At 57.9% G+C, this 12,729-nt stretch carries 16 protein-coding genes; 3 read left to right on the top strand and 13 right to left on the bottom strand.

The genetic code is table 11. The features are described 5' to 3' along the window. Positions 1 to 8 precede the first annotated feature (8 nt). From METAL_RS07780 to METAL_RS07805, 6 genes are all read right to left on the bottom strand, one after another. A complete protein-coding gene (locus tag METAL_RS07780) occupies positions 9 to 491 on the bottom strand; it encodes a hypothetical protein (protein WP_005371177.1) in 483 nt (160 codons plus the stop codon). A 262-nt stretch (positions 492 to 753) separates the two neighbouring features. Continuing rightward, positions 754 to 2,331, bottom strand: coding sequence for a hypothetical protein (locus tag METAL_RS07785; RefSeq protein WP_005371178.1), 1,578 nt, complete (start codon positions 2,329 to 2,331; stop codon positions 754 to 756). Between the two features lie 95 nt (positions 2,332 to 2,426). Further along, on the bottom strand, positions 2,427 to 3,230 hold the full coding sequence (locus METAL_RS07790) for an ABC transporter permease (RefSeq protein WP_005371179.1): 804 nt from the start codon (positions 3,228 to 3,230) through the stop codon (positions 2,427 to 2,429). 7 nt (positions 3,231 to 3,237) lie between these two features. Further along, positions 3,238 to 3,972: an ABC transporter ATP-binding protein gene (locus tag METAL_RS07795; RefSeq protein ID WP_005371180.1), complete on the bottom strand. Its 735-nt coding sequence runs from the start codon at positions 3,970 to 3,972 to the stop codon at positions 3,238 to 3,240. After that, positions 3,969 to 4,937, bottom strand: a complete 969-nt coding sequence (locus METAL_RS07800; protein ID WP_005371181.1) for a PQQ-dependent catabolism-associated beta-propeller protein — start codon at positions 4,935 to 4,937, stop codon at positions 3,969 to 3,971. The genes METAL_RS07795 and METAL_RS07800 overlap by 4 nt, the downstream gene beginning before the upstream one ends. Next, a complete protein-coding gene (locus METAL_RS07805; protein ID WP_005371183.1) occupies positions 4,934 to 6,139 on the bottom strand; it encodes an ABC transporter substrate-binding protein in 1,206 nt (401 codons plus the stop codon). The genes METAL_RS07800 and METAL_RS07805 overlap by 4 nt, the downstream gene beginning before the upstream one ends. A 151-nt stretch (positions 6,140 to 6,290) precedes the next feature. Between METAL_RS07805 and METAL_RS07810 the strand changes: the two genes are divergently transcribed. The 3 genes from METAL_RS07810 to METAL_RS07815 all read left to right on the top strand — a co-directional run bounded on the left by METAL_RS07810 (position 6,291) and on the right by METAL_RS07815 (position 7,305). After that, positions 6,291 to 6,698, top strand: a complete 408-nt coding sequence (locus tag METAL_RS07810; protein WP_005371185.1) for a PilZ domain-containing protein — start codon at positions 6,291 to 6,293, stop codon at positions 6,696 to 6,698. 50 nt (positions 6,699 to 6,748) lie between these two features. Further along, a complete protein-coding gene (locus METAL_RS20640; protein WP_213069476.1) occupies positions 6,749 to 6,892 on the top strand; it encodes a hypothetical protein in 144 nt (47 codons plus the stop codon). Between the two features lie 86 nt (positions 6,893 to 6,978). After that, positions 6,979 to 7,305, top strand: coding sequence for a hypothetical protein (locus METAL_RS07815; RefSeq protein ID WP_005371186.1), 327 nt, complete (start codon positions 6,979 to 6,981; stop codon positions 7,303 to 7,305). Between the two features lie 75 nt (positions 7,306 to 7,380). On the opposite strand, the gene METAL_RS07820 is transcribed toward METAL_RS07815, so the two are convergent. The 7 genes from METAL_RS07820 to tmk all read right to left on the bottom strand — a co-directional run bounded on the left by METAL_RS07820 (position 7,381) and on the right by tmk (position 12,724). After that, positions 7,381 to 8,118 (bottom strand): S-methyl-5'-thioinosine phosphorylase, encoded by a 738-nt coding sequence (locus METAL_RS07820; protein ID WP_005371188.1) that lies wholly within the window; start codon positions 8,116 to 8,118, stop codon positions 7,381 to 7,383. Next, positions 8,115 to 8,663, bottom strand: coding sequence for a hypoxanthine-guanine phosphoribosyltransferase (locus METAL_RS07825; RefSeq protein WP_005371190.1), 549 nt, complete (start codon positions 8,661 to 8,663; stop codon positions 8,115 to 8,117). The genes METAL_RS07820 and METAL_RS07825 overlap by 4 nt, the downstream gene beginning before the upstream one ends. Continuing rightward, positions 8,657 to 9,673 carry a beta-N-acetylhexosaminidase gene (nagZ, locus tag METAL_RS07830; protein WP_040578303.1) on the bottom strand — a complete coding sequence of 339 codons (1,017 nt, stop codon included), beginning with the start codon at positions 9,671 to 9,673 and terminating at the stop codon, positions 8,657 to 8,659. The genes METAL_RS07825 and nagZ overlap by 7 nt, the downstream gene beginning before the upstream one ends. 108 nt (positions 9,674 to 9,781) lie before the next feature. Further along, complete coding sequence (locus tag METAL_RS07835; RefSeq protein ID WP_005371194.1) at positions 9,782 to 10,588, bottom strand: TatD family hydrolase; 807 nt, start codon at positions 10,586 to 10,588, stop codon at positions 9,782 to 9,784. A 176-nt stretch (positions 10,589 to 10,764) separates the two neighbouring features. Further along, positions 10,765 to 11,118, bottom strand: coding sequence for a PilZ domain-containing protein (locus METAL_RS07840; protein ID WP_005371196.1), 354 nt, complete (start codon positions 11,116 to 11,118; stop codon positions 10,765 to 10,767). A 5-nt stretch (positions 11,119 to 11,123) separates the two neighbouring features. Further along, positions 11,124 to 12,101 (bottom strand): DNA polymerase III subunit delta', encoded by a 978-nt coding sequence (locus tag METAL_RS07845; RefSeq protein WP_005371198.1) that lies wholly within the window; start codon positions 12,099 to 12,101, stop codon positions 11,124 to 11,126. Further along, positions 12,098 to 12,724, bottom strand: coding sequence for a dTMP kinase (tmk, locus tag METAL_RS07850; RefSeq protein WP_040578484.1), 627 nt, complete (start codon positions 12,722 to 12,724; stop codon positions 12,098 to 12,100). The genes METAL_RS07845 and tmk overlap by 4 nt, the downstream gene beginning before the upstream one ends. Positions 12,725 to 12,729: the final 5 nt, after the last annotated feature.

Below are 12,729 nucleotides of genomic sequence, written 5' to 3' on the forward strand. Positions count from 1 at the left end.
CGATCGATTTATTGCAGATCGATCGACAAAACCCAGCCGGTTTTACCGTTGCACTCGCCGCCTTCGATCGAAACTTCGGCAAAGCTGTTGGCGGTATCGAAAGCGTCCTGCAGTCTCAGCACTTTGACTTTGGTTCCTTGCGGGAAATGCTGGCAGGTGCCGGTGCGATCCGCTTCTTCGGTGTCATCGTAGGCAGCCAGGGTGCCCGGAGCAGGAACGATACGGATCGTGGAGTTCGGATCGTAGCTATTCGGGGATTTTAATGAATAGGTCTGACCGACGGCAAGAGCTTGCTTATTATATTGTTGAACGGCCGGACGGCTTTCCCCGCCGCTGAATACCGCGATCAAAACCAGTAAGGCAACGCCGCCGACCGCGCCGTAGAACACTTTAGGTTTGGTTTCTTTCAGGTTCAACGCCGCAGAAGTCAGATTGCCGAACAGGTTTTTGGCCGTATCCAACGAGGGTTTGGTTTTATCTTCGTTACTCATTTCTTATCCTCACGATATTGATTTTATTATTGTAATTGCATAGGAATTCGGACGATTCTTGCCTTTGACTTTCCCTGATCCGGAGCGGAAGGTCTGCATTTGTCTAAAATTCATTGCGTGCGGAGTGCAGCGGTTTTGGCCGATGAGGCCGCAACCTATTTTCCTACTGTTTTAATCGCTCACTCGACCGCACAAGTTACCACGATGAAAAAACTTTTCAAGTGGTTTGTGTTTTTTGTGCCGGGCGGATTTTCTAAGGAAGCTAGATGAAGTCATAGCCTTTTGCCGGGGTGGAAGCTTTTGGCCTCTCCATTATTTTTATGCATTGAAATCGCCAGTAGCCCAGGCCGATATTTTTCCGATCGCGCAGCGAAACGGAATAATCTTCGTTTTTCCAGTAAATACGGGCGGTATCCCCGTCTTTCAGGATGAAGTTATCCGTAATCAGGTAGCTCTTGTCGCCGTCCGCTTCTGTAACGGTGCACAGCAGCGCTTTGATCGATTCTTCTTTTTTGGATGAGTCGAGCGGGTTATAGGTAACCGCATAGCATTGTGAAGCCAGAAATTCGACACCGAATAGCAGATTGTTCGTCTTTTTCTCGATTAGGATCTGGTTGACGATACCCAGTACGAGGGCGTCGTCCCGGCGGTCGGCTTTTCGGATGCCGATCAGGCGCCCGATGGATAAGATGCCAGCTTGTTCGAATCGGTAGGTCAGCAAACTTTCGGAAGCCGTATGGGCCTGCAGTTCGGTTTGGCTTTCCGATGGGTGCAGCGAATCGTTCAATAGTTCGTGGGCAGAGATCAGGCCCAGCGTAATGCAGCGGTCCAGGCGGTCTTCGAATAGCGGGGTGCTTTCCAGCTCGAAGCCGGACCAGCGGTGGAACAGATATTCCAAGAGATCGAAGCTCGGCATTTGATTGTTTTGCAGCGCAAGCACCGAGTTGAAGCGCCCTTCGCCGATGTTGGCGAGTCTTGCCTTGTGTTCGAGCGTTTTATAGAGTTTGGTGAAGTCCAGATACAGGGTGGCGGAATCCGGACGATGGGCTCCTTCTTTCAAGAGAAAGGGCGGCCGGTCTTCGTCGGTCAGAATCACAAATTGCGCCGACTGACCGGAAACCGGGGTGTTCTGGATATGCACCGATTCGCAGAGCGTTTTAATGAAGTGATAGACCCGCAGCACCTCTTTTTGCATCAGTCCGTTCGGAGCGGCCAGGCTGAGCAGCAGGATTTGCTTGTAGCAGTCTTCCGGGCTGCTTTTTTCGGAGGGATGGGTCGGATCGTCGATAATCCTGGCCGTGTCTTTTTTCAGCTTGATGCTGAGTTTGTAGAGCGAATGCAGGTCAATCCATATCCAGTCCGGAATCGATATGCCCATCAGGCAATGGCTGACCACGATGCCGCTGAGTCCGCTGATACAGCGATGCAGGGCCAGAGGCAATTGTTTGCCCTGGAACCAGCCGAAGGTTTTCTGCGACAGTTCCTTCAGCACGATCCAGTAGCTCAGCGTCAGTTCCTTTTCGATCGAGACGAGTACGTTGAAGATTTTTTGGTCGTTCTCTTCTTTGGGAAAACCGGTTTTGGTCAGGCGGCTGAGTAAATTTTCTTCGATGGCGAGAATACTGGGGCGCAGCTGTTCGAGCGCCGCGATCCGGAGATCGGCCGAGATCGCCAGAGTATTGAACTCGATAATCAAATCGTGCACCAAGCGCGTCGCCAGGCCCGGATTCGCCGCCGGAAGCTCGTTGATCCACTGCTGGAGGGGTTTGGCCTCGTATTCTTTGGTGCGTTGCGGATTGTTTTCCTGTTTGGGAATAACAAGGTAAAAAGAATTTTTCACATAGTCACCGGAGAGAGGAAGGCGCTTTGACAGATGCCGGGCGGAGGTCGGAAGTTTTTATTCTCGTCCGGCCGGAGCATGCTGCCGAGGAATGTTTAACCGCCGCCTTTTTTTACCATCATTCCTTTTGACGGATTATAGCCAATAATCGCGGCAGTGATAAACACCATGAAGGAAGCCAGCGTATAAAGCAGTGCCTCTTGGTTGAGTTGGCCGTATAAGGCGAAGCGGATCAGTTCGACGGCCTGGGAAAAGGGGTTGTATTGGGCCAGATGGTATAGCGGCAGGCTCGATTCCTTCAGCTTCCATAAAGGATAGAGCGCGGTCGAAAGGAAAAACATCGGAAAAATCACAAAATTCATCACGCCGGCAAAGTTTTCGAGCTGTTTGATGAAGGACGACAACAGTAACCCGAGCGCTCCGAGCATCAGGCCGGACAGGATCAGTGCCGGGACGATCCAGAGATAACCCTGCCAGGGCGCATGAATCTTGTAAATCCAGGCAATCGCGAGAAATACGTAGACCTGCAGGATCGACACGAAGGTGCCCGCCAACAGTTTCGATACCAGTAGAAACCAGCGCGGCAGCGGGCTGACCAACAGGCTGCGCATGCTGCCCATTTCGCGGTCGTAGACCATCGACAGCGAGCTTTGCATGCCGTTGAACAACTGGATCATCCCGATCAGGCCCGGCGTGATATAGACTTCGTAAAGAATGTAGGTTTGGTAAGGCGGCGTGATGGCGAGCCCAAGCGCGGCCCGGAAGCCGGCGGCAAAGACGAACAGCCAGATCAGCGGCCTGACCAGCGCTGAAATGAAACGTTCGCGCTGGGTGGCGAAGCGCCGGAGTTCGCGGCCGACGATGCCCCATAGCGCGCGCCAGAAGTGCAGTATGTTCATCGTGCCTTCAGTCTCCCTGGGTCAGTCTGAAAAAAGCGTCCTTGACCGTTGCCGTGCCGGTGCTTTGGAGGATCTCGTCGACGCTGCCGGCCGCCTTGATTTTGCCTTTGTGCAGCACGATCAGCCGGTCGTCCGGATAAATTTCGTCGATCAGGTGGCTGGCCCACAGCACCGCGATATGGCCGGTGCGGGCAAGGCTGTGCACATAGTCGACGATCGACGTGCGGCTCGGCACGTCGAGGCCGACGGTCGGTTCGTCGAGCAGCAGCAGCGCCGGCTTGTGCAGGAGGGCGCGGGCAATCTCGACGCGGCGGCGGTGGCCGCCGTTCAGTTGGCGGACTTTTTCGAAGCGGCGCGCGAACATGTCGAGCCTTTCCAATTCTTCATGGATGCGTTGTGCGGCGACTTTGTGGCTCATACCGTGTAGTGCGGCGTGGTAGCGCAGGTTTTGCAGCACGGTCAGGTCCAGGTCCAGCGTCGTTTGCTGAAAAACGATCCCGAGGTTGGCCAGCGCCCGGGTGGTCCTTTTTTTGATATCGTAGCCGCACAGTTCGATTTGTCCGTTCGGCGTGTCGTAGAGGCGGGTGATCAGCGAAAACAGCGTGCTTTTGCCCGCGCCGTTCGGCCCGAGCAGCATCGTGCAGTGTCCGGGCGGAATCTCGAAGTCGACCCGGTCCAGCGCTTTTTTGGCGCCGTAGGAAAAACTGACGTCAGTGACGGTTAAGGCGGCATTCGTGTTCATGGTTTGACCGCGACGCCCCACGGGTAGGTGCCGACGCCGACCGATTGGGTGACGGTCTGGCTGGCCAGATCGATGATCGAGATGTCGTTGCTGACGCCGTTGGTCGTATACAGACGCTGCTGGTCGGGCGAAAACGCCAGATTCCAGACGCGCTGGCCGACCAGCAGATAATTTTCGGCTTCCAGTTTCTGTGCGTCGATCACCGCGACCCGGTTTGCCGGCCCTAGCGCCACATAGCCGCGCTTGCGTTCCTTGTCGATCACGATCCCGACCGGTTGGATCTTGTCCGCCGTCACGCCCTGGACTGCGAATTTGATGTTCTTCACGATTTGCTGCGATTTCACGTCGATGATCGTCAGGGTGCCGGCCATTTCGGAGGTGACCCACAACTGCGCGCTGTCGGCCGTGAACGCGACCGCGCGCGGGCGCGGATCGACCAGAATGTGGTTGACCGCTTCCAGCGTCTTCGCGTCGATCCAGTGCACCATGTTGGTCGTCTCGGAGGCGCTGATCACCCATTTTTTGTCGGGGCTGGCGGTAATGCCCTCCGGTTCGACGCCGACCTTGATCTGTTTGACCGCTTTCCGTTTCTTGAGGTCGATCGCGGTGACCCTGCTGTCGTCTTCGTTCGAGACATACAGCATCGTGCCGTCCGGATTCAGCGCGAAGGTTTCGGGGTCTTCGCCGGATGGCAGTTTGCCGGTTTCCTTCAAGGTTTCCGCGTCGAGAATTCGGATCGTATCGTCGTCGCTGGTGGCGACATAAATCGACTTGAAGTCGGGGCTGAGCGCGATTCCGCGCGGACGCTGGCCGACCGGCACCGTCTTGAGCAGTTTGCCCGCGATAGGGTCGACGACGGCGAGCGCGTTGTCTTTTTCGAGCGTCACGAACAGCGTTTCGGCATGCGCGATGGGGCCGATAAACGGGGTGGCCAGCAACGCGGCGAGCAAAGTGTTTTTAATCATTTGTTCAAGGGGCAGGTAGCTTCGGGTTGATCGTAACCGAGCGTGTCGAGTTCGGTTTTCGGGTGCAGAAAGCCTTCGACCGGCGCGACGGCCACCAGCGAGCGCGGCGCCGCCAGCAGGACCGGCTGCCGCAACTGGCCGTTCCAGGCCCGGAACGACAGCGGCGTGCCTTTATAACCTTGCAGCGCGAAGGCCGGACTCAGCAGATAGTCTTTGACCGGCTGCAATTCGTTCGACTTGGCGCGCGTTGCCGCTTCGCCGACCGCCCGGGCGGCCAGGTAGCCGGCATAGTCGATCTCTTCCATCCAGCGGCCGTATTTTTCCTTGAAACGGTTTTGCAATTGCACCGCGCCCCACTGTTCGTGCGTCCGATGCCAGGCCGTCGCGGTCAGGCCTTGCGTGCCGGCGACCGGCCGGGGTAGCCAGGTGCGGTAGTCGAGGTATTCGCCGAATTCGCCGCGTTCGTCCGCCACGATCAGCACATCGTATTCGTCGTCCGCCTGGGTCAGGACAGGGACATCGGATTGCGCGGTGCGGCGTGCATCGGCGGTATGTTCCCAGGGCTTCTCGCTGACGATTTCGAGTCCGAAACGGGTGGCGGCCCGCTTGATCGCCTCGCCGTACAGGCGGTCTTCGTCATGGTTGCCCAGCAGCAGGAACAATTTGGTCCAGCGTTTTTTGAGCAGATACTGCGCCAGGGCATCGGCGCGCATGGCGCGGCTCGGCAGGATGTGCAGCACGTTCGCCCGGCAGTCCCGGTTGCGCAGTTTGTCGTCCGTGGTGGCGATATCGAACAACAAGGCGTCTTTCGCTTCCGGCAGGTCGGCCAGCTTGATCAGCTGGATCTCGGGCAGGTTCACGACCACAAAACGGTATTTGCCGGCGATGTACTGTTTGAACGCGGCCAGTGGATCGCCCTGCAGCGGAACGGTAAAGGCTTTCAAAGCGAACGCCTGTCCGGTAAATTGTCCGGTCGTGTTGTTGTCCTCGATTGCGAGTTCCGCGCCTGGCAGACCCTTGTCCTTGATGAAAGGGTCCAGATTCGACAGCGGCGGCGGGACTTCCCGTTCCTGGGTCAGATAGGCGATCGGCACCGGGATCGGCTGGGCTTTCGCGGCGACCGGATCCGCCATGACCAGCAGCGTGATCAGTGCGATAGGCAGCCGGTTCCTAAGGAGGGAGGACTTGAGAAGATCAATCATATTTTGACGATTAAATAACAAGAGACTCAATTTTAACGGATTTGATGAATTTTATTTAACTTTTGGCGCCCGCATGCGGGCCGGCAATTGAATTTTGCCTGATAAAGATCGATACTGGTTTTCTGACAATCATTTCTGATCGAGTATCGCCATGACTCTAAATATTGACAATAAGGGTTTAACTCCCGACCGAAAGGGAAATGGGCAGGTAGCCAACGAGCGCCGGACCGTGCGTTATATCCGCAAGGACATCAAGGTCCATATCCGCAAACAGAATTGGTTTAGCGCGATCGGGGGCGACCGGTTTCGGCAGGAGATTCCGGTCGAGCTACTCGATATCAGCAACCGGGGCTGCTTGATCTTCAGTCCGGAGAAATTGGCGGTACGTTCCAAGATCATCGTATTACTGACGTTCGAAACCGCCAGGCGCTTCGAGATTGGTGCCACGGTGATCAGAAAATCCGAGGGCGAGGACCAGTATGGGATAAAATTCGCCGCTTATAATAACGAGCTCGGCGACTATATGCTGAAGACCCAGGAAAAACTGACTTTCAAGTGACGCAGGACGCATTGCCCGGTCGAGGTGAAAACCGCGAGGTGGGGAGCCAAATGATCGGTTATCGATTGAGCGGAATCTCTGTTTATTGTGCCAAGTCCCTGGCCGGCGGCCGGTCCTGTCCGCGCCGGGCAGGGTTGGCATTGCCGCTGCTTCCGGCGGAAGGCGAGCGGATTCAGGCGGACCGTCTGGAATGACCGAAGAAGCGAATCCGAGATGGGTTTTTTGTTCAAACCGGATAGAATGTGAGCCCTCTGTTTAACGTTCCTCGAGGAAAATGACAATGAAGCCGTTAACCGCTTTAATACTTGCCGGGTTTTTACTTGTTACCGCCGTGCTTCCGGCAGGTTACGCCGGCACCGATACGCTGCGGGTCGACCGGCGCCAGGAAAAGCAGCAGCAGCGTATTGAACAAGGCGTCAGCTCGGGTAGATTGACTTCGAAAGAAGTGCAGCGTTTGCAAGCGCAGCAGGAAAAGATCCGGCGCATGGAGGACAAGGCCAAAGCCGACGGGGTCCTCACGCGGAAAGAGCAGGTCCGCCTGAATCGCCGCCAGAATCAGGCCAGCCAGAACATTTACCGCAAAAAGCATAATCTGCGCCGTCAGTGAACGGTTGTTCCCGTCCGGGGCGGGGTATCCGGTTTCCGCGCAGGGTGCGCGGAAACCGGGCGGAAAGGCGGCGTTTCAGGCTGCAATAAACGCTTTCAGAATTTCTGCCGCGTTCGCCATGCCTTTGTGCAGATGCATCTCGATTTCCACCATCGTGATTTCGCCTTCGGTCTTTCCGGCGGCCCAGTTCGCAACCACCGCCATCGCCGCATAATCGATCCCGACTTCCCTCGCCAGCGCCGCTTCCGGCATACCGGTCATCCCGACCACATCGCAGCCGTCCCGTTCCATCCGGCGGATTTCGGCGGTGGATTCAAGACGCGGACCCTGCGTGCAGCCGTAGGTGCCCAGGGGAGAAACCCGGATATCCGCTTTCGCAGCCGCCGTGATCAGTCCGGTACGCAGCTTCTGGGTGTACGGATAGGTGAAATCGACATGGGTAACCGGGTCGTTTTCACCCTCGAAAAAGGTGTGGTGGCGGCCGTAGGTATAGTCGATGATCTGATCTGGTATCGCAATGTGCGCGGGTTCCATCTCCCGCGTAATGCCGCCGACCGCCGCCACCGCAATGATCCGTTCGACCCCGAGCTGCTGGAGCCCGAAGAGGTTGGCCCGGTAGTTGATTTTGTGCGGCGGGATCGCATGCGGATTGCCGTGCCGGGCCAGAAAAACCACTTCGTGGCCGTGGAAGTCGCCGGTCAGGAATTCGGCCGACGGCTGGCCGTAAGGCGTCGTCAATGCATCGCGCTTGACGATCTTCAAACCTTCGAGCTGCATGAGGCCGGTGCCGCCGATGATCGCGAGTTTGCTCATGCGCCGCCTTCCTTGCAGGCATAAATGCCGGCCGCGTTGCGCAAATAGCCTTTGTAATCCATCCCGTACCCGAACAGATAACGGTTTTCGGTCTCGACGCCGACGAAATCGGCCTGAATCGGCTTCGGATGGTCGAGCTTTTTATCGACCAGCACGGCCGTGTAGACGGTGTTCGCCCCTTGTTCGAGGCAATAATCGACGATCGCCTTCAGGGTAATCCCTTCATCGAGAATGTCGTCGACGATCAGCACGGTCCGGCCCGCCAGCGGCGTGCCGGGTTTCAGCGTCCATGCGAGTGTGCTGCCCGACGTTTTGTTCTGATACCGGCTCGCGTTGACCGCATCGATCGTCAGCGGCATGGTCAGCCGCGTGAGCAGACGGCCGGCCGCGACGACGCCGCCGTGCATCACGCATACGAACACCGGGTTGGTGCCGGCCAGTTTCCGGTTGATTTGTTCGGCCATCCGGTCGAGCGCCGTTTCGACTTCCTGTTCGCTGTACAGCAAATCGGCCGTTTCTTGTACCTGTTGAATTTCGTCTAGCATGAGTGAAAAGCTCGATTGATCCGTTCTGAAATTTTGCGCCATTGTACCGAATTCATTAATTCTTCGCGGGTAAATTGCGCTTTGCCCCGCATCGCGGCAAGGCGGTGTTCCCGGAGCGGGTCGGCTTTGGTCGGCAGGGTTTCGAGCACTTGTTCGGCGGCGGCCGGATTGTTGCAGACCAGCACCATGTCGCAGCCGGCGGCGAGCGCCGCCTCGGCGCGTTCGGGATAGCCTCCGGCCCAGGAAGCGCCGGCCATGCTCAAATCGTCGCTGAAAACCGCGCCGTCGAATTGTAATTCTTTCCGCAAAACCTGTTGTATCCAGAACGGCGAAAAACCGGCGGGCCGCGGGTCGGTCGCCGCAAACACGACATGCGCAGGCATTACGCCTTCGAGCCCTTCGGCGATCAGCCGCTTGAACGGAAGCAAATCCTTGGCGCGGATGCTGTCCAGGCCGCGTTCGTCGACCGGCAGCGCCAGATGCGAATCGGGCGCGACCGCGCCGTGCCCCGGAAAATGTTTGCCGGTCGCGGCCATGCCGGCCGACTGCATGCCTTTCCTGAACCTCGAAGCCAGTTCCGCCGCCCGTTCGGGATCGGTCGAAAACGAGCGGTTGCCGATCACTTGGCTGATCCCGCAATCGACGTCGAGCACCGGCGCAAAACTGAAATCGACGCCGACCGCAAGCAGTTCGCTGGCCATCAGCCAACCCGCCGCTTCGGCCAGTTCCGGTTTTTCCGCATAGCGCGCGGCCGGCGGCAGGCGCGTGAAACCGTTTTGAAAACGCTGAACCCGGCCGCCTTCCTGGTCGACTGCGATCAAAATTTCGCCGCCGCGCGCCTTGCGAATACTCGCGATCAGCGCCCGGACCTGTTCGGGATTGTCATAGTTGCGCGCGAACAGGATTACCGCGCCGGTGTTCGGATGGCGGATTTTGTCGATCTCATGCACGGCGAGGGTCGGCCCCTCGACATCGAGCATGACCGGCCCGAGTGAAGGAAGCGTCGTCATGGTTTGGATGGGTTAATGGATCAATCGTAGGGTACGCTGCGCGTATCTTATCAGGGCATTCCGATAAGGCACGCTTCCGAAAGGTACGCGCAGCGTACCCTACGCGGGTTAAATTTCAGGGAGTGGTTTTTTATCCGATTGTTGGTTCAACTTGAACAGCGTATAAAAGTTTCTCGTCGAGGCGTCGGCGATTTCTTCGAACGAGGTATTGCGCAATTCGGCGATCTGTTCGGCGACATAGCGCACGTAGGTCGGATAGTTCGGCTTGCCGCGGAACGGCACCGGCGCAAGATAAGGCGAGTCGGTTTCGATCAGAAAACGGTCGAGGGGCACACGTTTCGCGACTTCCTTGATTTCCTTCGCGCTGTTGAACGTCACGATGCCGGAGAATGAAAGATAAAAGTTCAGGTCGAGCGCCTGTTCGGCGAATGCCTGGTTTTCGGTAAAACAATGGATGACGCCGCCGCAGCTTTCGGCGCCTTCTTCCTTCAGAATGCGCAGCGTGTCTTCGCGCGCTTCGCGGGTATGCACGATCAGCGGCTTGTTTAGCGCTTTCGCGGCGCGGATATGGGTCCGGAAACGCTCGTGCTGCCAGCCGAGGTCGCCGGCGCTGCGGAAATAATCCAGGCCGGTTTCGCCGATGCCGATCACTTTCGGATGACTGCCCAGCTCGACCAATTGCTCTACGTTCGGCTCAAAACCTTCATGCGCGTTCGGATGCACGCCGACCGTCGCCGAGAGCTGCGGATAACGGCTGACCAGGTCGAGCATGGCCGGATACGCTTCCATGTCGATCGAGATGCAGAGCATGTGTTCGATGCGCTGATTTTCAGCTTCTTTCAGGAAAACCGAGAAATCGTTCAGGTAGGGTTCGAGGTCGATGCGGTCGAGATGGCAATGCGAGTCGATAAGCATGAGGCTTCGGAGGTAGCTTTCGGGATAATAAGAAACGGCTTGAATTAGAAAACGAGGACAGGTGGAATGCCGGCCCGTTTCCCGGATTGCCGGCGGGCAACGATGTGGCTGCCGGCAAGGGAGAAATATTTTACGCGATCGGGGCGCGATGTGCAGAAATTAGTCGCATCCGAATTTTACATCGTATGGGTTGGCCGTTCGGATTCGAGTGTGCCGGCCAGGTAGTTTTCGAGCTTATTGCGGACCATGCCGCCGTCCTGGTCGCTGAATTGCACGCCGATGCCGGCGGCGCGGTACACGCTGCCCGCCGGGGTTTTCCAGACGATTTTGCCGGCAATCGGCAGCCTTTCGGTTTCTTCCATCAGGCTCAGCAAAATGAATACTTCTTGGCCCATTTCATAATTCCGGGTGGTCGGGATGAACAAGCCGCCGTTGGTTACGAAAGGCATATAAGCCATATACAGCGCGCTTTTTTCCTTGATGGACAGCGACAAGATGCCTTGCCGGGGAGTAGAGTCTGGCGATGACATGATGATTAGCTCCGGTTGAGTTCGGTCCATTGAATCAGAATTTCTTCCAGCATCATTTGTTTATTGATCTGACTGTCGAGCCGCTCGCGGGCCGCCAGCAATAAATCGTACAATCGATACAGGCCCTTTAAGTCTAGCCGCTCAGCCAGTTCCTGCAAGGGGCGTTCGGCCGAAGCAGGCGGCGTGGGGGGATTTTGCGGCTGGAATTTGCATTTGACCAGCTCGATCACCCAGCCGGTCAGCCAGGAGAGCAGCGGGGAGAGCGGCAGTTTTTGCCAGTCTTCGGCAATGGCGACCGGGCTGACGCGACGGCGGGCGATGTCGAGCCAGGCTTTGAAGCAGCCGTTGCGGGTGGTCAAGACCTGTTCTTCCGCATAGGCCAGCGCGGTCAGCGGCGCGTTTTGAGCCAGCGCCGCCAGCGCATCCGCATCGGCGACCGACCGGGCTTGCAGCCAGGCAACGGCGGCGGCCCGGGCCGGCGGCATCAAGGCCAGGCGCTGGCAGCGGCTGGCGATCGTGATCGGCAGTCTGGCCGGGTTGGCGGTGACCAGAATGATCACCGTGCGTTCGGTCGGTTCTTCGAGACACTTCAAAAATGCGTTCGCGGACGCCCGGTTCAGTTGTTCGGCGGGATCGATGATCACGACCCGGTGGGCGTCGTATTGCGGTTTCAATTGGATATCGGCGATCAGTTCGCGGATCGGGGTGATCCCGATCGCCTTGCCGGGTTCTTCCGGAGCCACCACCAACAGGTCCGGATGATTGCCTGCCGCATGCAGTTTACAGGCCTGGCAACTGCCGCAGACTTCCCCTTCGGCGGAAGGCGCCCGGCAGAGCAGGACCGCGGCGAAGCGTTCGGCCAGTTCGCGTTTGCCGAGGCCCTTGTTGCCGCTGATCAGCAGCGCCTGCGGAATGCGCCGCTGGCGGAGGTAGCCGCAGAGCTGCCGCCATTGGGTTTGCTGCCAGGGCAGTAACGGTTTCATTTGAGCAAAGCCGACAGCGAAGCGGCGAGATCCGCCTGTACTTCGGGCAGAGGGCGGTCTGCGGCAATGAGCCTGATCCGCTCCGGATGCAGTGCGGCGAGCCGCAAATAGGCCTGCCTCACGTCTTCGAAAAACCGGCGTTTTTCGGTTTCGAAGCGGTCTGGTTCGCTCCGGCGTCCCTTCGCGCGCGCCAGGCCGATTTCGGCCGGCGCATCGAGCAGCAGCGTCAGATCGGGGCGAAGCGATCCCTGCACCAGATTTTCGAGCCAGGCGATCGCGGCGCAATCCATGTGGCGCGCACCGCCTTGGTAGGCGTAAGTCGCATCGGTGAAACGGTCGCACAGCACCCATTCGCCCCGAGCCAGCGCCGGTTCGATCACATGGCGGATGTGCTGCGCGCGGGCCGCGAACATCAGCAATAATTCGGTGGTCGGGGCGATCGATTCGCTGCCGTGGGCGAGCAGAACTTCGCGGAGCTTCTCGGCCAAGGGCGTACCGCCGGGTTCGCGGGTGACGACGGCCGAAATGCGCCGGTGCTTCAGATAATCCTGTAGAAAGATCAGGTTTGTGCTCTTGCCGACGCCCTCGCCGCCTTCGAGGGTGATGAATTTTCCGCGTGTCATGCCGC

Source organism: Methylomicrobium album BG8 (genome assembly GCF_000214275.2).
Classification (GTDB): domain Bacteria; phylum Pseudomonadota; class Gammaproteobacteria; order Methylococcales; family Methylomonadaceae; genus Methylomicrobium; species Methylomicrobium agile.

Coding starts and splice junctions, on each gene's coding strand:
- METAL_RS07780 (WP_005371177.1), bottom strand. CDS start 491: ATGAGTAACGAAGATAAAACCAAACCCTCGTTGGATACGGCCAAAAAC.
- METAL_RS07790 (WP_005371179.1), bottom strand. CDS start 3,230: ATGAACATACTGCACTTCTGGCGCGCGCTATGGGGCATCGTCGGCCGC.
- METAL_RS07795 (WP_005371180.1), bottom strand. CDS start 3,972: ATGAACACGAATGCCGCCTTAACCGTCACTGACGTCAGTTTTTCCTAC.
- METAL_RS07800 (WP_005371181.1), bottom strand. CDS start 4,937: ATGATTAAAAACACTTTGCTCGCCGCGTTGCTGGCCACCCCGTTTATC.
- METAL_RS07805 (WP_005371183.1), bottom strand. CDS start 6,139: ATGATTGATCTTCTCAAGTCCTCCCTCCTTAGGAACCGGCTGCCTATC.
- METAL_RS07810 (WP_005371185.1), top strand. CDS start 6,291: ATGACTCTAAATATTGACAATAAGGGTTTAACTCCCGACCGAAAGGGA.
- METAL_RS20640 (WP_213069476.1), top strand. CDS start 6,749: ATGATCGGTTATCGATTGAGCGGAATCTCTGTTTATTGTGCCAAGTCC.
- METAL_RS07815 (WP_005371186.1), top strand. CDS start 6,979: ATGAAGCCGTTAACCGCTTTAATACTTGCCGGGTTTTTACTTGTTACC.
- METAL_RS07820 (WP_005371188.1), bottom strand. CDS start 8,118: ATGAGCAAACTCGCGATCATCGGCGGCACCGGCCTCATGCAGCTCGAA.
- METAL_RS07825 (WP_005371190.1), bottom strand. CDS start 8,663: ATGCTAGACGAAATTCAACAGGTACAAGAAACGGCCGATTTGCTGTAC.
- nagZ (WP_040578303.1), bottom strand. CDS start 9,673: ATGACGACGCTTCCTTCACTCGGGCCGGTCATGCTCGATGTCGAGGGG.
- METAL_RS07835 (WP_005371194.1), bottom strand. CDS start 10,588: ATGCTTATCGACTCGCATTGCCATCTCGACCGCATCGACCTCGAACCC.
- METAL_RS07840 (WP_005371196.1), bottom strand. CDS start 11,118: ATGTCATCGCCAGACTCTACTCCCCGGCAAGGCATCTTGTCGCTGTCC.
- METAL_RS07845 (WP_005371198.1), bottom strand. CDS start 12,101: ATGAAACCGTTACTGCCCTGGCAGCAAACCCAATGGCGGCAGCTCTGC.
- tmk (WP_040578484.1), bottom strand. CDS start 12,724: ATGACACGCGGAAAATTCATCACCCTCGAAGGCGGCGAGGGCGTCGGC.